13 protein-coding genes are annotated in these 23,475 nt (G+C 66.3%); 9 read left to right on the forward strand and 4 right to left on the reverse strand.

Annotated elements, in window-relative coordinates:
• Nucleotide 1 precedes the first annotated feature (1 nt).
• The 7 genes from scpA to HPC46_RS21025 all read left to right on the forward strand — a co-directional run bounded on the left by scpA (nt 2) and on the right by HPC46_RS21025 (nt 16,181).
• Nucleotides 2-2,254, forward strand: coding sequence for a methylmalonyl-CoA mutase (scpA, locus tag HPC46_RS20995; protein WP_179473473.1), 2,253 nt, complete (start codon nt 2-4; stop codon nt 2,252-2,254).
• Nucleotides 2,254-3,237, forward strand: coding sequence for a methylmalonyl Co-A mutase-associated GTPase MeaB (meaB, locus tag HPC46_RS21000; protein WP_179473475.1), 984 nt, complete (start codon nt 2,254-2,256; stop codon nt 3,235-3,237). Before scpA ends, meaB begins: the two co-directional genes overlap by 1 nt.
• 85 nt (nt 3,238-3,322) lie before the next feature.
• Complete coding sequence (lipL, locus tag HPC46_RS21005) at nt 3,323-4,579, forward strand: esterase/beta-lactamase LipL (RefSeq protein WP_179473524.1); 1,257 nt, start codon at nt 3,323-3,325, stop codon at nt 4,577-4,579.
• Between the two features lie 981 nt (nt 4,580-5,560).
• Nucleotides 5,561-11,842 carry a sulfolipid-1 biosynthesis phthioceranic/hydroxyphthioceranic acid synthase gene (pks2, locus tag HPC46_RS21010; RefSeq protein ID WP_179473477.1) on the forward strand — a complete coding sequence of 2,094 codons (6,282 nt, stop codon included), beginning with the start codon at nt 5,561-5,563 and terminating at the stop codon, nt 11,840-11,842.
• A gap of 28 nt (nt 11,843-11,870) precedes the next feature.
• The gene (locus HPC46_RS21015; RefSeq protein ID WP_179473479.1) at nt 11,871-13,325 is read left to right on the forward strand and encodes a condensation domain-containing protein; all 1,455 of its coding nucleotides are present in this window, start codon (nt 11,871-11,873) and stop codon (nt 13,323-13,325) included.
• Between the two features lie 73 nt (nt 13,326-13,398).
• The gene (locus tag HPC46_RS21020; RefSeq protein WP_233716542.1) at nt 13,399-14,808 is read left to right on the forward strand and encodes a hypothetical protein; all 1,410 of its coding nucleotides are present in this window, start codon (nt 13,399-13,401) and stop codon (nt 14,806-14,808) included.
• A gap of 14 nt (nt 14,809-14,822) precedes the next feature.
• Nucleotides 14,823-16,181: a WS/DGAT/MGAT family O-acyltransferase gene (locus HPC46_RS21025; protein ID WP_179473481.1), complete on the forward strand. Its 1,359-nt coding sequence runs from the start codon at nt 14,823-14,825 to the stop codon at nt 16,179-16,181.
• A 6-nt stretch (nt 16,182-16,187) separates the two neighbouring features.
• Here the strand turns inward: HPC46_RS21025 and HPC46_RS21030 are convergent, their stop codons facing one another.
• From HPC46_RS21030 to HPC46_RS21045, 4 genes are read right to left on the reverse strand one after another with little or no spacing between them, the layout of a single operon-like run.
• Nucleotides 16,188-16,916 (reverse strand): GAP family protein, encoded by a 729-nt coding sequence (locus HPC46_RS21030; protein ID WP_179473484.1) that lies wholly within the window; start codon nt 16,914-16,916, stop codon nt 16,188-16,190.
• A gap of 45 nt (nt 16,917-16,961) precedes the next feature.
• A complete protein-coding gene (locus HPC46_RS21035) occupies nt 16,962-18,242 on the reverse strand; it encodes a glycosyltransferase (RefSeq protein ID WP_179473486.1) in 1,281 nt (426 codons plus the stop codon).
• A gap of 9 nt (nt 18,243-18,251) precedes the next feature.
• The gene (locus tag HPC46_RS21040; RefSeq protein ID WP_179473488.1) at nt 18,252-18,992 is read right to left on the reverse strand and encodes a hypothetical protein; all 741 of its coding nucleotides are present in this window, start codon (nt 18,990-18,992) and stop codon (nt 18,252-18,254) included.
• 40 nt (nt 18,993-19,032) lie between these two features.
• Nucleotides 19,033-19,389, reverse strand: coding sequence for an XRE family transcriptional regulator (locus HPC46_RS21045; protein WP_179473490.1), 357 nt, complete (start codon nt 19,387-19,389; stop codon nt 19,033-19,035).
• 137 nt (nt 19,390-19,526) lie between these two features.
• Between HPC46_RS21045 and HPC46_RS21050 the strand changes: the two genes are divergently transcribed.
• Both HPC46_RS21050 and ileS read left to right on the forward strand, forming a co-directional pair.
• Entirely contained in the window at nt 19,527-20,111 is a 585-nt protein-coding gene (locus tag HPC46_RS21050; protein ID WP_179473492.1) for a hypothetical protein, read from the forward strand.
• 220 nt (nt 20,112-20,331) lie between these two features.
• Nucleotides 20,332-23,475, forward strand: coding sequence for an isoleucine--tRNA ligase (ileS, locus tag HPC46_RS21055; RefSeq protein WP_179473494.1), 3,144 nt, complete (start codon nt 20,332-20,334; stop codon nt 23,473-23,475).

Raw genomic sequence — 23,475 nt, forward strand, 5'->3', positions numbered from 1 at the left:
CATGACTGCCAGCACGAGCACGGTACCCAGCTTCGCCGACGTCCCGCTGCACGGCGACCGGTCGGTGCCGGCACCCACCGAGGCCGCCGTCGCCGACCACGTCGCCGCCGCCGCCTCGGCGCACGGCTACACCGCCGAGCAGCTCGAGTGGCAGACCCCCGAAGGGATCGCCGTCAAGCCGGTCTATGTCGGCGCCGACCGCGACGCCATCGCCGCCGCGGGGTATCCGCTGGACAGCTTCCCGGGTGAGCCGCCGTTCATCCGCGGGCCGTACCCGACCATGTACGTCAACCAACCGTGGACCATCCGGCAGTACGCCGGGTTCTCCACCGCCGCCGAATCCAACGCGTTCTACCGGCGCAACCTGGCGGCCGGCCAGAAGGGCCTGTCGGTGGCCTTCGACCTGGCCACCCACCGCGGCTACGACTCCGACCACCCGCGCGTCGCCGGTGACGTCGGAATGGCTGGTGTGGCAATCGATTCCATCTTGGACATGCGTCAGCTGTTCGACGGGATCGACCTGGGCACGGTCAGTGTGTCGATGACCATGAATGGCGCAGTGCTGCCGATTCTGGCGCTCTACGTCGTCGCGGCCGAGGAGCAGGGGGTGCCCCCGGAGAAGCTGGCCGGGACCATCCAGAACGACATCCTCAAAGAGTTCATGGTCCGCAACACCTACATCTACCCGCCGAAGCCGTCGATGCGGATCATCTCCGACATCTTCGCCTACACCAGCGCCAAGATGCCGAAGTTCAACTCGATCTCGATCTCCGGCTACCACATTCAGGAAGCCGGGGCCACAGCCGATCTCGAGCTCGCCTACACACTGGCCGACGGTGTGGAGTACCTCAAGGCCGGCCGCGACGCCGGCCTCGACGTCGACACGTTCGCGCCGCGCCTGTCGTTCTTCTGGGGCATCGGGATGAACTTCTTCATGGAGGTGGCCAAGCTGCGTGCGGGCCGTCTGCTGTGGAGTGAGCTGGTCGCCGAGTTCGGCGCCAAGAATCCAAAATCGCTGTCGCTGCGTACCCATTCGCAGACCTCGGGTTGGTCGCTGACCGCCCAGGACGTGTTCAACAACGTCGCACGGACCTGCGTCGAGGCGATGGCCGCCACGCAGGGCCACACCCAGTCGCTGCACACCAATGCACTCGACGAGGCGCTGGCACTGCCCACCGATTTCTCCGCGCGCATCGCGCGCAACACCCAGCTGCTGTTGCAGCAGGAGTCGGGCACGACGCGGCCGATCGACCCGTGGGGCGGCTCGTACTACGTGGAGTGGTTGACCCATCAGCTGGCGCAGAAGGCCCGCGCGCACATCGCCGAGGTCGCCGAGCACGGCGGCATGGCTCAGGCCATCGGTGAAGGGATCCCGAAGCTGCGCATCGAGGAAGCGGCGGCGCGCACCCAGGCGCGCATCGATTCCGGTGCCCAGCCGTTGATCGGGGTGAACAAGTACCAGGTCACCGAGGACCAGGAGATCGAGGTCCTCAAGGTCGAGAACAGCCGTGTGCGCGCCGAGCAGCTGGCCAAGCTCGCTCAGCTGCGCGCCGACCGCGATGAGGCGGCCACCCAGGCGGCGCTGGCGGAATTGTCCAGGGCCGCAGATGCTTCCGGCTCGGCGGGTGAAGACGGCTTGGGTAACAACCTGCTGGCGCTGGCCATCAACGCCGCCCGCGCCATGGCCACCCTCGGCGAGATCTCCGATGCGCTGGAGAAGGTGTACGGCCGGCATCAGGCCGAGATCCGAACCATCGCGGGTGTCTATCGGGATGAGGTCGGAAAGGCCCAGAATGTGAGTGCCGCAACCGAATTGGTGGAGAAGTTCGCCGAGTCCGATGGTCGCCGGCCGCGCATCCTGGTGGCCAAGATGGGTCAGGACGGCCATGACCGCGGCCAGAAGGTCATCGCGACGGCCTTCGCCGACATCGGCTTCGACGTCGACGTGGGTTCGTTGTTCTCCACCCCGGAGGAGGTTGCGCAACAGGCCGCCGACAACGACGTCCACGTCGTGGGTGTGTCGTCCTTGGCGGCCGGGCACCTGACGCTGGTGCCGGCACTGCGTGACGCACTGGCCGCGGTGGGGCGTCCCGACATCATGATCGTGGTCGGTGGGGTGATCCCGCCCGGTGACTTCGACGAGCTCTACGCCGCAGGGGCCACCGCGATCTTCCCGCCCGGCACGGTGATCGCCGATGCCGCAGTGGATCTGCTGCACAAGCTCGCCGAGCGGCTCGGCTACGACCTCACCTGATGTCAGCCGACGTCGAGGTTCTGGCCGAGGCGATCCGCGCCGGTGATCGTGCGGCTCTGTCGCGCGCGATCACCCTGGTCGAGTCGACGCGCGCCGATCATCGCGATCAGGCCCAGCGCCTGCTGCTGGAGTTGATGCCCGACGCGGGGAAGGCCGTGCATATCGGTATCACCGGGGTGCCCGGGGTGGGGAAGTCGACCACGATCGAGGCGCTCGGCATGTACCTCATCGAGCAGGGCCACCGGGTCGCGGTGCTGGCCGTCGACCCGTCGTCGACCCGCACCGGCGGCTCGATCCTGGGCGACAAGACCCGGATGGCGAAGCTTGCCGTGCATCCGTGCGCCTACATCCGCCCGTCGCCGACGTCGGGAACCCTTGGCGGCGTGGCAAAGGCGACCAGGGAGACGATCGTGCTCGCCGAGGCCGCCGGGTTCGACGTGATCCTGGTGGAAACCGTCGGCGTCGGGCAGTCCGAAGTCACGGTGTCCAACATGGTGGACACCTTCGTTTTCCTCACCCTCGCCCGCACCGGAGATCAGCTTCAGGGCATCAAGAAAGGGGTGCTGGAGCTCGCCGACATCGTGGTGGTCAACAAGGCCGATGGTGCCCATCTCACCGAAGCCAAGGCGTGCGCACGGGAGCTGTCAGCGGCGATCAGACTGATCTATCCGCGTGAAACTCTCTGGCGTCCACCAGTTTTGACGATGAGTGCGATAGAGGGCACCGGACTGGCCGAGCTGTGGGACACAGTGCTACGGCATCGTGACGTGTTGACCAAGGCCGGCGAGTTCGAGGCTCGCCGTCGCACACAACAAGTCGAGTGGACGTGGTCGATGGTGCGCGACGCCGTATTGGACCGCGTGCTGAGCCACCCGGGCGTCCGCGCCCAGCGCGCGGAGATCGAACGTCAGGTTCGCGACGGTGAGCTGACCCCCGCGCTGGCCGCTCAGCGAATCCTGCAGGTGGCCGAACAGTCAACCTGACGGCCCGCGTGTCAAGTTAACGTTTTGGCAACAATTAGCTGCAGATGTGCTTAGACCCGTTAAATTCCCATTTGTGACTCAGGCGATGCGCGAGCGCGACACTCTGCCCCAAGGGCTGCAGGGTGCCGCCGACCCGAACTTCGCCTGCGCGCTGCGAAGCTTCGCGGCGATGTTCCCGCATCCGCGCTTCGGCGGCGGTGCGCTGGCGGTCTACCTCGATGGCAAGCCCGTGGTCGACGTCTGGGCCGGCTGGTCGGACCGCAGGGGACGCCAGCGCTGGTCCGCGGACACCGGTGCCATGGTGTTCTCGGCGACCAAGGGTGTGGCCTCCACGGTGATCCACCGACTCGTGGACCGCGGCCTGATCGACTACGACGCGCCGGTGGCCGAGTATTGGCCGGAGTTCGGCGCCAATGGCAAGGCGGCGATCACCGTCCGCGACGTGATGCACCACCGCGCGGGTCTTGCGCATCTGCGCGGCGTGCGCACGCGCGACCTGCTCGATCACCTGGTCATGGAGGAGCGGCTCGCGGCCGCACCGGTCGGCCGGTACTTCGGTAAGCCCGCGTATCACGCGCTCACCTACGGCTGGCTGCTGTCCGGCCTGGCCCGTTCGGTCACCGGGCTGGGGATGCGAGAGCTGATCCGTACCGAGGTCGCCGAGCCGCTGAACACCGACGGGATCCACCTGGGCCGGCCGCCGGCTGGTGCGCCGACGCGGGCCGCCAGCATCATCGGGCCCCAGCGCAACATCCCGAATCCGATCTTCAACACCATCGCGCCCCGCATCGCGGCGTTCGAGGTGTCCGCGATCTTCGGCTCCATGTACTTCCCCGGCATGCGGTCGACGGTCCAGGGCGCCATGCCGCTGCTGGACAGCGAGCTGCCGTCGGCCAATGGTGTGGCCACCGCACGCGGTCTGGCCCGTATGTACGGCGCGATCGCCAATGGTGGCGAAATCGACGGCCGGCGTTACCTGTCCGCGGAGCTGGTCGCCGGGCTCACTGGTCGGCGCGATCTGACCCGGGACCGCAACCTGGTCATGCCGCTCGGCTTCCACCTCGGCTATCACTCGTTGCCGATCCCGGGCCTGTTGCCGGGCTTCGGGCATGTGGGGCTGGGTGGTTCGCTGGGCTGGGCGATTCCGGAGGCGGGATTGTCGTTCAGTTTCATCCATAACCGGTTGCTGACCCCCTTCGTGGTTGCGGATCAAGCCGGATTCGTCGCCACCGCGGCATTGATCCGGCGGGGCGCCGCGGCGGCCCGCAAGCACGGTTTCGAGCCCGTGACCGAGTTCGGTGCCCCGTTCGGGCCGCTGCCGGCCGGGGTCGTCGCGGGATAGCTGGCTCACCCCGCCGCTGGGCGTGTTGCCTGTTCGCGGTGCCCCGGGCAGCCACGGCTGACCTCGCCATATGCGATGACGACGACCTCCAGCAAACTTTCACAGCGGGTTCACAAGGCGTCGCTAAAGGGGTGATAAATGTCACCGGGTGTCGTCTGAACCATCCCGAAGTTCACCGCCGATGGAAAGTTCGCCAAATATCGACGAATAGCCGGTCATTTATCCTGTCGCGTTTGCTGACCCACGGTGAGAAATATGGGGGAACCGGTAATCGATATGTCCGTATCATCCGGAATGTGGTCTGGATCACGTTTACCGCGCTTCGGATACAGAAATCTCAGCCTACTCTCAGGTTAGTAGCCATCTCCTGTGGGAGGAGACAATAGTAGCTGTTCACAGGGTTATCCGATGCTGAGGTGTGATAGCGGAAACTCTCAGGATGGCATCGTAATGCGGGTGTGAATGGTGTGCGTGCGAGGCTCTATTTGACACTATTCAATGACTGGGGCTGTGCAATTTTTGACAGTGAGCCGAGGTAATTGGGTGGGTTCATTACCGTTATTTGCTATGACCGCATTGATACCAATTTGTGTCGGAATTGCGATAGTAAACACCCTGCAACTTCCTCCTCGTCGCCGCGAACGGGTCATCAGATGCCGTCCGGACGGCTCCCGCGGCGGTCCTGTCTTGATAAAGACGCTGGTAGAGACGTTTTTATCGCTACATCTCAGGAGTGTAACGACGATCGCAGCGGGAACCGCCACCGGATCCGCAGCTATCGGTCACGCGGTTGACCGGGGACGACGTTAGGGCCAAAGGTCACATTGCCCAATCCCTAATCGAAAACATCAAACATTTCTCGCGGTCTTAACGAAAAACGGCTAAGCTACCCAGCACATTGGCAACTTCGACTTCGTAGCTACCTCTGCATGGTCGGGACGGGTTGCCTTGCCCAGGTCAAGAAGTGAGGTGTGAGCGGACGTGCGTCAGACATCTGTCACCCCCATCGCCGTCGTCGGCATGGCTTGCCGACTGCCCGGTGGTATCGACTCGCCCCACAAGTTGTGGGAGGCGTTGCTCGAGGGCGCTGATCTGGTCACTGAGATTCCCGCCGACCGCTGGGACGCCGACGACCTCTACGACCCCGAGCCCGGCGTACCCGGCCGGTCGGTGTCGAAATGGGGTGCCTTCATCGACGACGTCACCGGGTTCGACCCCGATTTCTTCGGGATCAACGAGCGCGAGGCCACCGCGATGGACCCGCAGCACCGGGTGCTGTTGGAGACCTGCTGGGAAGCCACCGAACAGGCCGGCTTCACGCCGTCCTCGCTGTCCGGAACATCGACCGGTGTGTTCATCGGCATGTCGCATGACGACTATGCGATGGTCACCAGCGACGCCGGCGCGTTCGATCAGGCCTACGCCTTCACCGGGGCGCCGTTCAGCATGGCGTCGGGTCGCATCTCGCACGCCCTCGGTTTGACCGGCCCGGCGGTCACGATGGACACCGCCTGCTCGTCGAGCATGGTCGCGGTGCACCAGGCCTGCCGCAGCCTGCATGACGGCGAAAGCGACATGGCGCTGGCGGGCGGCGTGATGTTGATGCTCGACAAACGCCTCTACGCCTCGTCCTCGGGGCAGGGCATGCTGTCGCCGACCGGACGCTGCCACGCCTTCGACGTCGCCGCCGACGGCTTCGTCCGCGCCGAGGGCTGCGGGATCGTCGTTCTCAAGCGCCTCGACGACGCCCAGCGCGACGGCGACCGGGTCCTGGCCGTCATCAAGAGCACCGCGTCCAACCAGGACGGCCGCACCGAGAACATCCTGACCCCGTCCCGCGACGCGCAGGTTTCGGTGTTCCAGTCCGCACTTGCCGCCGCCGGCGTCGACCCCGACACCGTCGGCATGGTCGAGGCGCACGGCACCGGCACTCCGGTCGGCGACACGATCGAGTTCAACAGCGTCTCGACCGTCTACGGCCACGCCGGCCCGACCGCCCTCACCTCGGTCAAGAGCAACTTCGGCCACGCCGAGTCGGCGGCGGGTGTCCTGGGCCTGATGAAGGCCGTCCTCGCGGTGCACCACGGAGTCATTCCCCAGAACCTGCACTTCAACCGGCTGTCCGATAAGAACGCCAAGGTCAAGACCGGGATGTTCGTCCCGACCGAGAACATCCCGTGGCCCAAGCAGGACGGCCCGCGCCGCGCGGGCGTCTCGTCCTACGGCATGTCGGGCACCAACGTGCACGCGATCCTGGAGCAGGCCCCCGACGCCCCGGTGGTCGTCGACGCCGGCCAGGCCGAGCGCGCCGCCAAGGAGCTGTTGCTCTTCCCGGTGTGCTCCACCTCCGTCGAAGAACTCCGCAACACCGCGGCGAACCTGGCCGAGTGGGTCGCGGGCGCCGGTGACGACCTGTCGCTGTCGGATTTGGGCTACACCCTGAGCCGCCGGCGTGGGCACCGCCCGTTGCGTACCGCGGTCATCGCCGAGGACCGCGCCTCGCTGATCGAGCAACTGCGCGCGGTCGCCGAGGGCGACGAGCCGTACCAGCCCGCCGTCGGTCACGACGATCGCGGACCGGTCTGGATCTTCTCCGGGCAGGGATCGCAGTGGGCTTCGATGGGCACCGAGCTGCTGGCCACCGAGCCGGTGTTCGCCGCCACGGTCGCCGAGATCGAGCCACTGATCGCCGCCGAATCCGACTTCTCGGTCACCGAGGCGATGACCGCCGCGGAGACCGTCGAGGGTATCCACCGGGTCCAGCCGACCATCTTCGCCGTCCAGGTCGCGATGGCCGCCACGATGCGGTCCTACGGGGTCGCGCCCGGCGCAGTGATCGGCCACTCGCTCGGTGAGGTCGCCGCGGCCGTCGTTTCCGGTGCGCTGTCGCTGGAGGACGGTGTCAAGGTCATCTGCCGACGCTCGCTGCTGTGCCTGCGGCTGGCCGGCGGGGGAGCGATGGCGTCGGTCGAGATGCCCGCCCAGCAGGTCCGCGAAGAGCTCGAGCAGCAGGGCATCGAGGACGTGGTCGTCGCCGTCGTCGCGTCGCCCAAGTCGACCGTGATCGGCGGCGCCACCGACACCGTCCGCAAGATCGTCGCCGGCTGGGAGGCCCGCGAGATCATGGCCCGCGAGGTGAACGTCGACGTGGCGTCGCACTCACCGCAGGTCGATCCGATCCTCGACGAGCTCGCTGAGATGCTGTCCGACATCACGCCGATGGCACCCGAGGTGCCGTACTACTCGGCGACGTCGTTCGATCCGCGTGAGCAGCCGTACTGCGATGCCGACTACTGGGTGGACAACCTGCGCCACACGGTCCGGTTCTCGGCAGCCGTGCAGACCGCACTGGAGGACGGCTTCCGGGTGTTCGGCGAGCTGGCCCCGCACCCGCTGCTGATCCGCGCCATCGATCAGACCGCCGGCACGCTGGACATCAGCGTCGCTGCCCTGGCCGGCATGCGCCGCGCCCAGGAAGTCCCCAACGGCCTCGGCGATTTCCTCGGCGCCCTGTACTCGGCCGGCGCGCAGGTGGACTTCTCGGTTCTGTACCCGGTCGGCCGGCTGGTCGACGCCCCACTGCCCACCTGGACGCACCGCAGCCTGATCCTGATCGCCGACGGTGTCGACCAGGCCCGCGGCGCTCACCTGGTGGCGGCCCACCCGCTGTTGGGCTCGCACGTCCGGCTGCTCGAAGAGCCCGAGCGGCACGCCTGGGCCGCCGAGGTCGGTACCGCCGCGCACCCGTGGCTGATCGATCACCAGATCAACAACGTCGCGGCGCTGCCCGGCGCGGCGTATTGCGAAATGGCGCTGGCCGCTGCGCGCACCGTCTTCGGTGACGACGCCGAGGTCCGCGACGTCACGTTCGACGCGATGCTGCTACTCAAGGACGAGACCCCGGTCAGCGCCGTGGCCTCCGCCGGAGCATCGGGCGCCCTGGACTTCGTCGTCGAGACCGACACCGACGGTGAGCGGGAACGCCGCGCCGGCGCGGTCCTGTGCGCCGCCGCCGACGACGACCGGCCCCGCGCGTACGACATGGACGCGCTGCGTGACGCGCATCCCGACCGCGCCGACGGCGAGGGCGTCCGGAAGTGGTTCGACGGCCGCGGTGTTCAGTTCGGCCCGGCGTTCACCGCACTGGTCGCCGTCAACGCCGCCGGCGAGAACGCCGACACCGTGTTGGCCGAGATCGGCCTGCCGTCCTCGATCCGCAACCAGCAGACCTCGTACGGCGTGCACCCGGCACTGCTGGACGCCTGCTTCCAGTCGGTCGCGGCCCATCCGGGTGTGCAGGCCTCCGGCACCGGCGGCCTGCTGTTGCCGCTGGGTGTGGACCGCCTGCGCGTACACGGCGCGACCCGCAACGCCCGCTACTGCCTGACCCGGATCACCTCACTCGACGGCTCTTCGGTCCAGGCCGACATCGACCTGGTCGACGACTACGGCACCGTTCTGTTCACCGTCGAGGGTCTGCGGATGGGCACCGGGATGTCCGAGGACCACGAGGGCGACCGTGTGCTCAACGAGCGGCTGCTCGGTATCGAGTGGCGCCAGCATCAGGTCGCCGAGATCACCCATGCGGTTGCCGCGACCTGGCTGGTGGTCAGCACCTCGGACGCCGCCGACCTGCTGGCCTCGGCACTCACCGACGCACTCAAGCTCAACGACGCCGACGTCACCACGATGTCGTGGCCCCAGCAGGCCGACCACGCCGGCAACGCCGAGCGCCTGAAGTCCTACTTCGCCGAGGGCGGGTTCGCCAACGTCGTCGTGGTGTCCCCGGCCCGCGCCGCCGGCTGCCCCGAAGAGCAGCTGCCGCACCGCGGCGGTGAGCACGTACGCCACCTCGTCCGCATCGCCCGCGAGCTGGCCGACACCGCCGGCGAGGCCCCGCGCCTCTACGTCATCACCCGCAACGCCCAGACCGTTCTGGCCGATGACCGGCCGAACCTGGAGCAGGCCGGCCTTCGCGGTCTGCTGCGGGTGGTCGGTGCCGAGTACCCGCAGCTGCGGCCCAGCCAGATCGACGTCGACGACAACGTCGACGCCAAGCTGCTGGCCCGCGTCTTGCTGAGCGGCTCCGAAGAAGACGAGACCGCCTTCCGCGGCGGCGCGTGGTACACCGCCCACCTCTACCCGAGCCCGCTGCGGCCGGACGAGCGCTACACCACGGTCGTCGACCATTCCCGCGATGGCATGCGCCTGGAGATCCGTACCCCGGGTGATATGCAGACGCTGGAACTGGCCGCGTTCGACCGCATCCCGCCGGGACCGGGCCAGATCGAGGTCGCGGTCACCGCGTCCAGCCTCAACTTCGCCGACGTCCTGCTGGCGTTCGGCCGCTACCCGAGTTTCGAGGGGCTGCACCCGCAGCTCGGCATCGACTTCGCCGGCGTGGTCACCGCGGTCGGACCGCAGGTCACCTCGCACCGGGTGGGCGACCACGTGGGCGGCATGTCGCCAAACGGCTGCTGGGGCACGTTCGTGACGTGCGACGCCGACGTGGCAGTGACGCTGCCCTCGGGTCTGCGTGACGACCAGGCCGCGGCGGTGTCCACCGCTTCGGCGACGGCCTGGCACAGCCTGCACGACCTGGCCAAGATCTCCTCCGGTGACAAGGTGCTGATCCACTCCGCCACCGGCGGTGTGGGCCAGGCCGCGATCGCGATCGCGCGTGCCGCCGGCGCCGAGATCTACGCCACCGCCGGTACCGAGGAGCGCCGCGACGTCCTGCGCGGCATGGGCATCACCCACGTCTACGACTCCCGCAGCGCCGCCTTCGCCGAACAGATCCGCAAGGACACCGACGGCTACGGCGTGGACATCGTGCTGAACTCGCTGACCGGCGCCTCCCAGAAGGCCGGCGTCGACCTGCTGGCCTTCGGCGGTCGGTTCGTCGAGATCGGTAAGAAGGACATCTACGGCGACACCCGCCTCGGGCTGTTCCCGTTCCGGCGCAACCTCTCCTTCTACGGTGTCGACCTGGCCCTGATGGCCACCACGCACCCCGAGCAGATCCGCGAACTGCTGACCACCGTCTACCGGCTGACCGCCGACGGCGTACTGCCGCAGCCGGAGACCACGCACTACCCGCTGGCCGACGCCGCCACCGCCATCCGCGTGATGGGTGCGGCCGAGCACACCGGCAAGCTGCTGCTGTCGGTGCCGAAGGTGGGCCACAGCAGTGTCGTCGTACCGCCGGAACAGGCCAAGGTCTTCCGCCGGGACGGCTCGTACATCATCACCGGTGGTCTCGGCGGGCTGGGCTTGTTCCTCGCGTCGAAGATGGCCGCGGCCGGCTGCGGCCGGATCGTGCTGAACTCGCGGTCGGAGCCCAAGGCCGAGGCGCTGGCCGAGATCGCCCGCATGCGGGCCGCCGGCACCGAGGTCGAGGTTGTCAGCGGCGACATCGCGCTGTCGGAGACCGTCGACCGCCTGGTCACGGTGGCCACCGCCACCGGCCTGGCCGTGCGCGGTGTCCTGCACGCCGCCGCCGTCGTCGAGGACGCCATCCTGACCAACATCAGCGACGAACTGATCGACCGGGACTGGGCTCCGAAGGTCTACGGCGCCTGGCACCTGCACCGGGCCACCACGGCACAGCCGCTGGACTGGTTCTGCTCGTTCTCCTCGGCGGCCGCCCTGATGGGCTCGCCGGGCCAGGGTGCCTACGCTGCGGCCAACAGCTGGCTGGACGGGTTCACCCACTGGCGCCGGTCCCAGGGACTGCCGGCCACCGCGATCGCGTGGGCGGCGTGGGACGAGATCGGCGCGGGCAAGCACCTCGCCGCCACCGGCGACACCGCGATGATCAGCCCGGACGAGGGTGCGCATGCCTTCGAGGCGCTGCTGCGCCACGATCGCGCCTACAGCGGCTATGCACCGATCATCGGGACGCCGTGGCTGACCGATCTGGCACAGCGCAGCCCGTTCGCCGAGGCGTTCCAAGCCAGTGGCGACCGGCCTGCCGACACCAGCAGCTTCCGGGCCGAACTACACGAACTGCCGCGCGACGAGTGGCCCACCCGGGTTCGTCGCCTGGTATCCGAGCAGCTCAGCCTGATCCTGCGCCGTTCCATCGACCCAGACCGACCGATTTCGGAGTACGGTTTGGACTCGTTGGGCAACCTCGAGCTGAGAACCCGTATCGAAACTGAAACGGGAATACGGGTTCGATCGATGGATATAACGACTGTCCGGTCGCTGGCCGAAGGCCTGTGCGAAACGCTTGCCGGCGTCATCACGTCAGCACGCTGATTAATAGGGTCGATAGGGGAATCTGACAGTGGTTGCACTCACCGCAATCCATGACTGGGTTGACGCGCCGGGCACGGTCGTGTCGTGGAGCCCTTCGCCGGCATGCCGGAAGAAGGTCCAGGATGCACCGGTCAGTGAGGTGCCTGCGAGCTACCAGCAGGCCCAGCACATCCGCAGCTACCGCAACCACACGGCCAACGGGCTGGAAATGGCTCGGCTGCTGATCCCGGCCTGGAACATGCCGGGCAAGTGCGACGTCCGGGCGATGACCTTCGTCATCAACGCTTACCTGCGCCGGCACGACACCTACCACAGCTGGTTCGAGTTCTCCGCCAATGAGAACGGAGCCGACCAGGTCGTCCGTCACACCGTCGAGAACCCCAACGACATCCAGTTCGTCGCCACCAAGCACGGCGAGATGAACTCGGCGCAGTGGAAGAAGCACGTGCTCGACACCCCCAGCCCGCTGGAGTGGGACTGCTTCCGGTTCGGCGTGATCCAGCGTGCCGATCACTTCACGTTCTATGTCAGTGTCGACCACCTGCACGCCGACGCGATGCTGATGATGGCGCTCTTCGTGGAAATGCACATGAACTACGAGGCGCTGGCCGGCGGTGGCGCCCCGCTGCGTCTGCCGGAGGCCGGCAGTTACCACGACTACTGCGTGCGCCAGCACGAGTACACCGAGCAGCTGACCATGGAATCGCCGGACGTTCGCGGCTGGCTGGACTTCCTGGAGAACAACGGTGGCACGATGCCGACGTTCCCGTTGCCCTTGGGTGATCCGTCGGTGCACTGCAGCGGTGACCTGCTGACCGTCCAGCTGATGGACGACCACGAGTCGGACCGCTTCGAGTCGGCATGCACCGCGGCGGGTGTCCGCTTCATCGGTGGCGTGTTCGCCGCCGCGGCGATCGCCCACCGCCAGCTGACCGGCGACGACGACTATTACGTCATCACCCCGACGACCACGCGCAGCACCCCGGCCGAGTTCATGACCACCGGGTGGTTCACCGGCGTCGTTCCGCTGTCGGTGCCCGTCGCCGCCCGCAACTTCGCCGAGGTGGCCCGCGCCGCCCAGGAGTCGTTCGACTCGGGGATGCCGCTGGCCAACGTGCCGATCGAGCGGGTCTACGAGCTGGCGGCCACCGAAGAAACGCCGCGCATCCGTCCCGCCGGACCAGGCGTGCCGATGCTGTCCTATCTCGACGTGGGCCTGCCGCCGCTGAACCCGGTCATCATGTCGCAGTGGTATGCGCAGAACGGGCACATCTACACCGACCTCGGCGCAGCCAATCAGGTCGGAATGTGGGTGAACCGGCGGACCGGCGGCACGATCATCACCGTCGCCTACCCGGACAACCCGATCGCGCGTGAATCGGTTGCCGAGTTCGTCGAACTGATGAAGTGCATCTATCTTCGGGTGGCCGACGGCCGCTCCGAGCTGGTGTCCTCTTCGCGCTTGCCTGTCGCAACGGTCTGATGCCGTTGGGCGATAGCCCTGGGTAGCGTAGGTTTCGACGAGTTCGGTCTCTTGACAATTCGGAAGGTGACATATGTCGGTTGAAGCACGGCCTCGTCGGAGGTTCTTTCGCCGGCGTAACACCGAGACCGCGCACTCGGACAACCTGCTCAGCTACACCGACCAAACGCTGTTTATCGCAACCCGGGCCACCGATCAAGAGGCGATCATCCAGGCGACGTGGATCTACGAGCATCCAGTCGACTACGAGGCACTTCACCGCTTCTACGACAATTTCGGCTATGGCTTGGCCGGACGCCTGATCGAGCGGTCGCCGCTGCCGTTCGGTCGCCATCGCTGGGTATCGTCACTCGGGGCCCCCCTGGATATCGAGATTGCCGAGCCGAGGCCGCGCTCGGAACTCAGTGACTGGTGTGACGAGCGTTCTCAGCTGCCCGTCGACGCCGAGTGGGGCCCAGGCTGGCGCATCGGAATCCTGCCCATGACAGATGGTTCGACGGCGATCAGTATGTGCGGATCGCATTGCCTGGGCGACGGTATCGCAGCGGCGATGCGAGCGTTCGAAGCGATCAACGGAATAACCCCGGACCTGGGCTACCCGCCGCCGCGGTCGAGGACGCGATCGCAGGCGATTGTCGAGGACCTTCGGCAGGCGGCCAGAGATTTTCCTGCGACATTCAAGGCCTTGGTCGCGCTGATCTCGTTGCTCTATAAGCGCAGGGCGGAACTCCGTGGGCCGAAATCCTCACCGCTCAAAGAGATCCCGGCATTCGAGCTCAAGCGCAACGTCCTGTTGCCCGCGGTCTCGCTGTCGGTCGACCTCACGGAGTGGGACGCACGGGCCGAAGCGCTGAAGGGCAATGGGCATTCACTGATTGCCGGCTTCGCAGCCAAGATCGCCGAGCACATCGGACGGGTGAACGCCCAGGATGGCACCGTCACGTTGATGACCCCGATCAGTGACCGGGCGCTGGTGGACACGGACAATCGTGCCAACGCGGTCGCGATCGCCAACGTGAAGTTCGATCCGAAAGATGTGTGCACCGATCTGACCGCCGCGCGCGACGCCATGCGTACCGGTGTGAAGAACGCCCGCGCGGAAACCGACGAGGTTGCCGCAATTCTCCCGCTGGTGCCGCTGCTGCCCAAACGCATCGTGGGCGCGATAGCGGGCGCGGCCCTCGGATTCAGCGGCGATCTGCCGGTGTCGTGCTCCAACGTTGGTGATTTGCCGGCGGAACTGCTGGGGATCGACGGAACTCAAGCTGAGTACTTGTTCTTCCGGGGCACCGACCGTCGGGTGACCCGCGAGGCCCTTGAACGCCGCTCCGGGCTGTTGACGATCCTGGCGGCACGTATGGGTGGCCACAATCTCATCACCGTCGTCGGCTACCAGCCCGGTTGGGACAACACCACGCAAAAGCTCCGTGAGGTTGTGGAGCAGACGCTGAAGGAGTTCGACCTCCCCGGCACGATCGTGTGACTGGGTAACGGCGCGTGACCGACCAAAAAAAGAGTCCGCCGTCGGACAACACGCTGGCATTTCTCGACCAGATCACGTTCGAGTTGTTGCGCGCCACCGGACGTCGCCAACTCATGCAGGCCGTGTGGGTCTACGACCATCCCGTCGATCTGGCTGCGCTGCAACGTTTTCACGAGAACCTCGGCTACGGGTTCTTCGCGCGTCAGATCCAACAGTCTCCGCTTCCGTTCGGTCGTCCTCGATGGGTGCGGCGCGTCGGACCGCCAGCTGGTATCGACATGTGGCACGAGCCGTGGCCCCGGGCCGACTACCTGGCGTGGGCTGACGAGCATGCCGCGATGCCAATCGATCCGGAATTTGGCCCGAGCTGGCGGCTGGGCGTGGTGCCGCTCTCCGATGGTTCGACGGCGGTGAGCATGGTGATCTCGCACTGTGTGGCCGACGGCGGTGGCGGCATCCTGGCGGTCGTCGAAGCCGCCACCGGCACGAGGCGCGACCTCGGGCTGCCCAATCCGCCCGACACGCGTCTGGAAACACTCAAACGCGACATAGTCCAGAGCCTGAAGGATGCCCCCACCGCGGCGCGGATCTTTCGATCGGCGATCGTCGAGCGGATCAAATCTCGATCTGCGGCTGGCGATCCGACGTCGATGCCCGACGTGGATGGCAGCGAAAGTCGTTGCGTTGCAATCCCTTGCGTGGTGTTGTTCATCGAAACCCAGCAATGGGATGCGTGTGCGGAGAGGCTGGGTGGAAACAGCTATTCGCTCTTGGCGGGGTTTGTCGCGAAGCTGAGCCAAGGACTGGGTCGCTCCCGCGCCTCGGATGGCGCGGTCACACTCGTCATCGCATTCAATGACCGAAAGAGCCTCGACGACAGCCGCGCGATCGCGATGTCCTTTGCGAATGCCGCCCTCGACCCCGCTGTTGTCGCCAAGGATCTGACTCCCGCGCGGGAGGTGATCAGACACGCTCGCCAAGCAGCGTCCGGCCCCAATCGGGCTCTTGACATGGCGCCGTTGATCCCGTGGCTGCCGAGAAACGCGGTCAAGGGCATCGTCAATTCGTTGTTTGCGTACTCCGAAGACGTTCCGGTGTCGTGCTCCAACATGGGAGAGTTGCCTCCGGCAGCGGGCCAGATCGACGGCACCGACGCTGAGTATCTGTTGATGAGGGGTGCAGATCAGAACGTCACCGAGCGCGAGATGCAACGGTCGAATGGGCAACTCGTCATCGTGTCAGGCCGGCTCAACGGCAAGATCTCCATCTCGGTCGAGGCGTATCAGCCCGGGGCCGAGAATTCCAAGCAACGGCTGCGGGAGATCGCCGAGCAGACGCTGACCGAGTTCGGGCTCACCGGCGAGATCGTCTGACCGGGCTCACAGGCCGTGCAGGCCGACCCCGATCAGGATGATGCCCACGATCGCCACGAACGCGCCGGCGTGCTTGCGGGTGCGGGTGCGGATCCATTCGTTGAAGCGCTGCACCCAGATTCGTGTCTTACCGGGTGCCACCATGAAGCTCAGCAGCGGGATGACCGCGGCCCAACTTGCCAGCAGCAGGAACGTCACCAGCGCCGTGGCCTGCTCGATCGGCGGGGTCTTGGACGCGATGATCAGTGCCAGCAGGGCCATGTAGTCGACGCTCGGCATCGCCAGTGCGGCCCCGATGGAGCCCGAGAACCAGGACGACTCGCCCTTGGCGAACCCACGGACCTTGGTGGACAGCCGCGCGAACCGGCCCGGCGGCGGGGGATCGGCCACCACGACCGCGCTCTCACCGGTGCCGCGGGGGTGGACCTCGACCATCTCTTTGCGGGCGAACTGGCGCAACGGAATGTTCGACGCCAGCAGCGCCCCCAGCAGGACGGCGACGACACCGATGCCGATCTGAATGAGCGCCGGGTTGAAGTTGGCCTTGCCCAGGAAGGTGTGGTGGAAAACGAACAGCACCGCGAAGCCGACGCTGAGGCTCATCGCCAGGCCCGTGCAGAGGAAGACCAGCAGGTGCCGCGCCGGACGCGGCCGGGTCAGCAGGAGGGCGATCAATCCGATGCGTGCGGGCTCGATACTCACCGCGAGGCCGAGTAGCACCACGGTTGTCCACACGAGGCGAAATTCTACCAAGCCGGGCTGCCGCGGGCAGCGTTGGCGTCACCCGTGGCGGCGGTTGCGGGCGGTCTGTTCGAGAAGGTCCGCTGCCGTCGCGACACTGGTCGCCGCCGGACTGATTCGCCCGGCGAGCAAACGGGAGCGTTCGGCTGTTTGCGGAGACAGCACGGCGCGTAGATCTTCGAGCAGCGAATACCGCGTGGAAGCTGAGAAGCGCCGTGACGTGCCGATCCCCAGCCGTTCTATTTGTTTGCCCCAGAGCGGCTGCTCGGCCGCGACCCACAACACCAGGGTGGGGACTCCGGCGCGGATGCCGGCCGCGGTCGTCCCGGCCCCGCCGTGATGCACCACGGCCCGACAGGCCGGAAAGACGGCGGCGTGGTTGACCGAGGCGACGACTTTCACATGCTCAGCGGTCGCGGTGTCGTCGAAGTCCGAGAACCCGGCACAGATCAGCGCACGCTCGCCGAGCTCACCGCAGACGTCGCTGATCATCCGGACCGCTTCGGCGGGGGAGTCGATCGGCATGCTGCCGAAGCCGAAGTAGATCGGCGGCGGTCCCGCGGCGATCCAGGACTGGACTTCGCCGTCGACCGCGGTGGGCAGCTGCAGCGTCATGGACCCGATGAGTGGCCGCCGGTTGCCCCATTCGTCGGCCAACCCGGGAAAGAAGACCTTGTCGTAGGCCTGAAGCTCCAACGTCCCGGCGGCCACGATGCGGGCGACCGGCCGGGTGCTCGCCGGCGGTAGGCCCAGGGCGCGACGCTGCTCGGTCTCCGCAGGCTTCAGCAGCCGCCAGTGCAGCCATTCGCCCATCGAATACGCCGCGTTGACCAGGGGCGAGGGCAGCCGCACCGGCAGGACCTGGGTGTTGGCCCGCACCGGGAAGTAGTGCACCTCGGCCAGCGGCAGGCCTCGATATTCGGCGACATTGGCGGCGATCTCCTGGTAAGCGGTGCCGGTCACGATCAGGTCGGCGCCGTCGGCCAAACCCAGCAGCGCCTCACTCATGTCGGTCCAGCCCCGGGTGGCCGCCGCCCTGGCCTTGCGCAACGCCGTCAACGGGTTGCCAAGGCGCACCCAATCCGCCGGGGCGGCCGCGGTGAGAGCGTCCGGTCGTTCGAAGACGTCGCCCTGCAATTGCTGCTGCGAATCGGGCCCGTAGGGGATCGTGGTCCGCAGGCCCGCGGATTCGACGAATCCGACGAGGTTGGGCGGTACGGCCATGTGAACGTCGTGCCCGCGCCGTTGGAGTTCCAGACCTACTGCCGCACAGGGTTCGACGTCACCGCGCGTCCCGTGGATGCTCACCGCGAATTTCATCGATCCCCATTATCGGGACCCGCCCGTACGGGTGAACCACTTGGTCTTGATCCGCCACGAATGCGCCGATGTCAGGGCGAAGCCCGCACCGCAGAAGCAGGCGAAGAACCAGACCAGCTTGCCGCCCTCCAGTTCTGCCAGGGGCGGTACGTAGGCGGTGATGATGCGGATCGTGCAGGCGATGATGCCGCTGGCCGAGGCCATCAGATAGATGTTCGCGATGCGCCGCGACCGCGGGTCCTGACGAAGCACGAGCAGCGCCCGCGAACCGTAGCCGAGCAGGTAGATCAGGGTCCCGCAGAGCAGCAGCCAGTAGGCGGACAGCCAGAAATCGCATGCGACGGTGAAGAAGTCGGAGCGGTAGACCTTGGCGCCGTTACCCATTGAGAATGCGGCCAGCAGGAGCGGTATGCACAATGTCGCGGGGCGCTCGACATACTGCTTGAAGGCGGTCTGCATGGCGTTGTCGTCCTGCAGCCGGCCCAGCGCGTTGTAGACGATCGCGGAGGCGGCTACGACATATAAGTCGTGACCGATGTAGTCCTCGAGATTCCATATCCCGGTCAGTGAGTGCAGCCACTGACCGATGGTTTCGGAGGCCAGCGGTGACATCAGCAGCACGGCGCCGGCCTGCAGGGCGATGTTGAGGGTGGCGGCGACTTCCCACCGGCAGCCCCACGTCACCCGCCGAATCCACAGGCTCCACGCCATGCACACCAGCGTGACCGTGATTACTACACCCAGACCCATGCCGTTGTCGCCTTACGCCCCCGAATTACTTCAGCAAATACTACAGCGGCGGAGCGTCGAGTCGGGGTTTCATTTCTGAGAGTTTTACCGGAATGTGCGTCGCAGTTATGGTATTAATTGTCGCCACCGTAAATGGCGAAGAATCCACATATTGCTGGAGCTCTTCGCGGCTCATGAGCCCGAACCGGACCTGCAGGTCGGGATAGCTCAGGCCGAAGCGCGTCGACACCAACCGCAGCTCCTCGGCATTGGGGTAGTCCCGCTCCTTGACCCGCCGATAATACGTGCTGCTAGACGTGCCGAGCGCATCGTAGATGTCCTTCGCTTCGATGTCTCCGTCGAGGAGGTAATCGAGCAGGGTCTTGAGCTGACGTCCATTTTCATCAGTCCTGGGCACGGGATCAGAATAACCCGGAACTCCCGGTAATGGGTACCGGCGACTGCATTCAGGAAATTGTTGAATTTATTGACATAGTCGTCACGATTGTGGGATTGCTCTCCCATTTATGGGACACGACCGCTACGGTGGGGGGCATGGTTGCTCCTGTGACCTACCCGTCTAGCAATGTGCGGGTAGTTGACGATGAGATTCCCGGCCGGCCTCGACCAGAAGATCTGGTCCGTATGTCGGCGCCGCTGTCCCACGAACTGACTGCTGAACTCGACGGTGCTGTCGAGTACGCCGGGGTCGGTATCGAGGAAGTCCTCTTGGCCGCATTGGGCCGGGCGATCGCTCGGACGATCGGTGTGGGCTTCGTGACGGTCAGCGGTCTGACCACGGTGCAGCCGATCCGGCTGTGCTGTGCCGAAGAACGAGGCATGCCCGCCAACGCGTTGTTGGCCGAGGTTCGCGAGGCGCTGACGCCGGCCAGGCAGCTCAGCAATTCGCCGGCCGACGTGGTCTTCTCGTTCCTCGGTCTGCCGCCCGATCCGTCGCTCGGACCGCTGCAGCTCACCGACGGCCCGGCCCTCGGTGTGCTGGCCTACCGGGCCAAGGGCCAGCTGGAGATGGACTGGTGGTTCGACGGCCGGCGGCTCGATCGCTCCACGGTCGAAGAACTGACGACCCAGTTCGGGCTCGGTCTGATCGGTCTGACGTCCGAGGCCGTCCCGGCCTGAGGCTAGAATCCTCCCATCGGCACCGATCCGGACATCACCGGGGAGCCTTCGGAAGAACAGCCCCAGCCGGGGCCCAGTAGAACCGAACGGGCAGGCCCGTCACAGCCTGTGAAGAGCGACGCACGTCTTCGTGCGTAAGCGGGGTGGTACCGCGGCGCTCGCGCACCGGCGCGTCGTCGTCCCCGTGTCCAGGAAGCTGGCACAGGAGACGAGTGCGCACGTGACCGAGAATGGCTATCCGAAGACCGCGGGTGGCTCACCCAATTTTCCCGCCCTCGAACGCGAGGTGCTGGACTATTGGGCGGCCGACGACACCTTCCGCGCCAGCATCGCGCGCCGCGATGACGCCGACGAGTACGTCTTCTACGACGGCCCGCCGTTCGCCAACGGCCTGCCGCACTATGGACACCTGCTGACCGGGTACGTCAAAGACATCGTGCCGCGCTATCGCACGATGCGCGGGTTCAAGGTGGAGCGCCGGTTCGGCTGGGACACCCACGGTCTGCCCGCCGAGCTCGAGGTGCAGCGCCAGCTGAGTATCACCGACAAGGCCCAGATCGAAGAGATGGGCATCGGGGCCTTCAACGATGCGTGCCGCGCGTCGGTGCTGAAGTACACCGGCGAATGGCGTGAATATGTGACCCGCCAGGCTCGCTGGGTCGACTTCGACAACGACTACAAGACGCTCGACCTGCCGTTCATGGAGTCGGTCATCTGGGCGTTCAAACAGTTGTGGGACAAAGGCCTTGCCTATCAAGGCGTCCGGGTGCTGCCGTACTGCTGGAACGACGAGACCCCACTGTCCAGTCACGAGCTGCGCATGGACGACGACGTGTATCAGAGCCGCCAGGACCCGGCCATCACGGTCGGGTTCCGGGTCGATGAGCCGGGATCCGAGCTGGACGGTGCGTATCTGCTGATCTGGACGACGACACCGTGGACGCTGCCGTCGAATCAGGCGGTGGCGGTCAACCCCGAGGTCACCTATGTGGTGGTGCGGGTCGATGACCGCCGTCTTGTGCTGGCACAGGCTCGCCTGGCTGCCTACGCGCGCGAGCTGGGGGAGGACCCCGAGGTTCTGGCCACGATGTCCGGTGAGCAGCTGCTCGGCGTGCACTACTTGCCGCCGTTCCCGTATTTCATGGACTCTGCCAATGCTTTTCAGGTGTTGCGCGGCGACTTCGTCACCACCGAGGACGGCACCGGCGTTGTGCACATGGCGCCGGCATACGGTGAGGACGACAAGGCCACCACCGACACCGTCGGCATCATTCCGGTCACTCCGGTGGACTCCAAGGGCCGTTTCGACCTGACCGTGCCGGACTATCAGGGCCAGCATGTGTTCGACGCCAATCCACAGATCATCCGCGATCTGAAGAACGGAACCGGGCCTGCGGCGGCCAACACCCCGGTGCTGATCCGCCACGAAACCTACGAGCACTCCTACCCGCACTGCTGGCGGTGCCGCAATCCGCTGATCTACCGGGCGGTGTCGTCGTGGTTCGTCAAGGTCACCGAATTCCGCGACCGGATGGTCGAACTCAACCAGCAGATCACCTGGTATCCCGAGCACGTCAAGGACGGCCAGTTCGGCAAGTGGCTCTCGGGCGCCAGGGACTGGTCGATCTCGCGAAACCGCTACTGGGGCACGCCCATTCCGGTGTGGGTCTCCGACGATCCGGCCTATCCGCGGATCGACGTCTACGGCAGCCTCGACGAGCTCGAACGTGACTTCGGCGTGCGCCCGGACAACCTGCACCGCCCCTACATCGACGAGCTGACCCGGCCCAATCCCGATGATCCGTCCGGCAATTCGACGATGCGCCGCATCGAGGACGTCTTCGACGTGTGGTTCGACTCCGGGTCCATGCCATACGCCCAGGTGCACTACCCGTTCGAGAACGAGGACTGGTTCCTGGGCGGTCGCGCGGGAGAGGTGGAAGCCCACTTCCCCGGCGACTTCATCGTCGAATACATCGGCCAGACCCGCGGGTGGTTCTACACGCTGCACGTGCTGTCCAGTGCGTTGTTCGACAGGCCGGCATTCAAAACGTGTGTGTCACACGGGATCGTGCTCGGCAACGACGGTGCCAAGATGAGCAAGTCGCTGCGCAACTATCCGGATGTCAACGAGGTGTTCGATCGTGACGGCTCGGATGCCATGCGGTGGTTCCTGATGGCCTCGCCGATCCTGCGTGGCGGCAACCTGGTGGTCACCGAGCAGGGTATCCGCGAAGGCGTTCGCCAGGTGCTGCTGCCGCTGTGGAACGCCTACAGCTTCCTGGCCCTCTACGCGCCGAAAGTCGGCACCTGGCGTACGGATTCGACGCATGTGCTGGATCGTTACATCCTGGCCAAGCTCGCCGAGTTACGGGACGGGCTGACCGAGGCGATGGACGTGTGCGATATCTCGGGCGCCTGCGAGCAGCTGCGCCAGTTCACCGAGGCGCTGACGAACTGGTATGTGCGCCGGTCGCGTTCGCGGTTCTGGGAAGAGGACCGCGATGCCATCGACACCCTGCACACCGTGCTAGAGGTGACCACCCGGCTGGCGGCTCCGCTGCTGCCGATGGCCACTGAGGTGATCTGGCGCGGTTTGACCGGCGAGCGTTCGGTACATCTGACCGACTGGCCCGAAGCGGGTGTCGTCCCTGCAAATCCGGCGCTGGTGGCGGCCATGGACCAGGTGCGCGACGTGTGTTCCACGGCGTCCTCACTGCGCAAGGCCAACAAACTTCGGGTGCGCCTGCCCTTGCCGAAACTCACTGTGGCGGTAGATGACCCGTCAGCCCTGGCGCCTTTCAGCGATCTGATCGCCGACGAATTGAATGTCAAGGCCGTCGAGCTCACCGACGACGTCCCCGCCTACGGCCGCTTCGAACTCGCGGTCAACGCCCGAGCTGCGGGACCGCGCATCGGCAAGGACGTGCAGGCCGCGATCAAGGCTGTCAAGGCCGGTGACTATGCGCTGAACGCCGACGGCACGCTCACCGCGGGACCCGCGGTCCTCCTCCCCGAGGAGTTCACGTCCAAACTGGTTGCCGCCGATCCGCAGTGGACGGCCGCGCTGCCCGACGGTGCCGGCCTGGTCGTGTTGGACGGCAACCTCACCCCGGAACTGGAAGCCGAGGGCTGGGCCAAGGACCGCATCCGCGAGCTGCAGGATCTGCGCAAGTCGAGTGGACTGGACGTCAGCGACCGGATCACGGTGGTCATGTCGGTACCTGCCGAGCGGGCCGAATGGGCAAGGACCCATACCGATCTCATCGCCGGCGAAATCCTGGCGACCAGCTTCGACTTCGCCGACCCGGTCGACGGCGTGGAGATCGGCGACGGCGTGCGGGTGGCGATCGCCAAGGTGTGA

This window comes from Mycolicibacterium vinylchloridicum (genome assembly GCF_013404075.1).
Lineage (GTDB): Bacteria > Actinomycetota > Actinomycetes > Mycobacteriales > Mycobacteriaceae > Mycobacterium > Mycobacterium vinylchloridicum.

Bases quoted from the DNA above. Each gene is read 5' to 3' on its own strand.
- lipL (WP_179473524.1), top strand. From the start codon at position 3,323: ATGCGCGAGCGCGACACTCTGCCCCAAGGGCTGCAGGGTGCCGCCGAC.
- HPC46_RS21040 (WP_179473488.1), bottom strand. From the start codon at position 18,992: ATGGGTCTGGGTGTAGTAATCACGGTCACGCTGGTGTGCATGGCGTGG.
- HPC46_RS21050 (WP_179473492.1), top strand. From the start codon at position 19,527: ATGGTTGCTCCTGTGACCTACCCGTCTAGCAATGTGCGGGTAGTTGAC.
- HPC46_RS21035 (WP_179473486.1), bottom strand. From the start codon at position 18,242: ATGAAATTCGCGGTGAGCATCCACGGGACGCGCGGTGACGTCGAACCC.
- scpA (WP_179473473.1), top strand. From the start codon at position 2: ATGACTGCCAGCACGAGCACGGTACCCAGCTTCGCCGACGTCCCGCTG.
- HPC46_RS21020 (WP_233716542.1), top strand. From the start codon at position 13,399: ATGTCGGTTGAAGCACGGCCTCGTCGGAGGTTCTTTCGCCGGCGTAAC.
- meaB (WP_179473475.1), top strand. From the start codon at position 2,254: ATGTCAGCCGACGTCGAGGTTCTGGCCGAGGCGATCCGCGCCGGTGAT.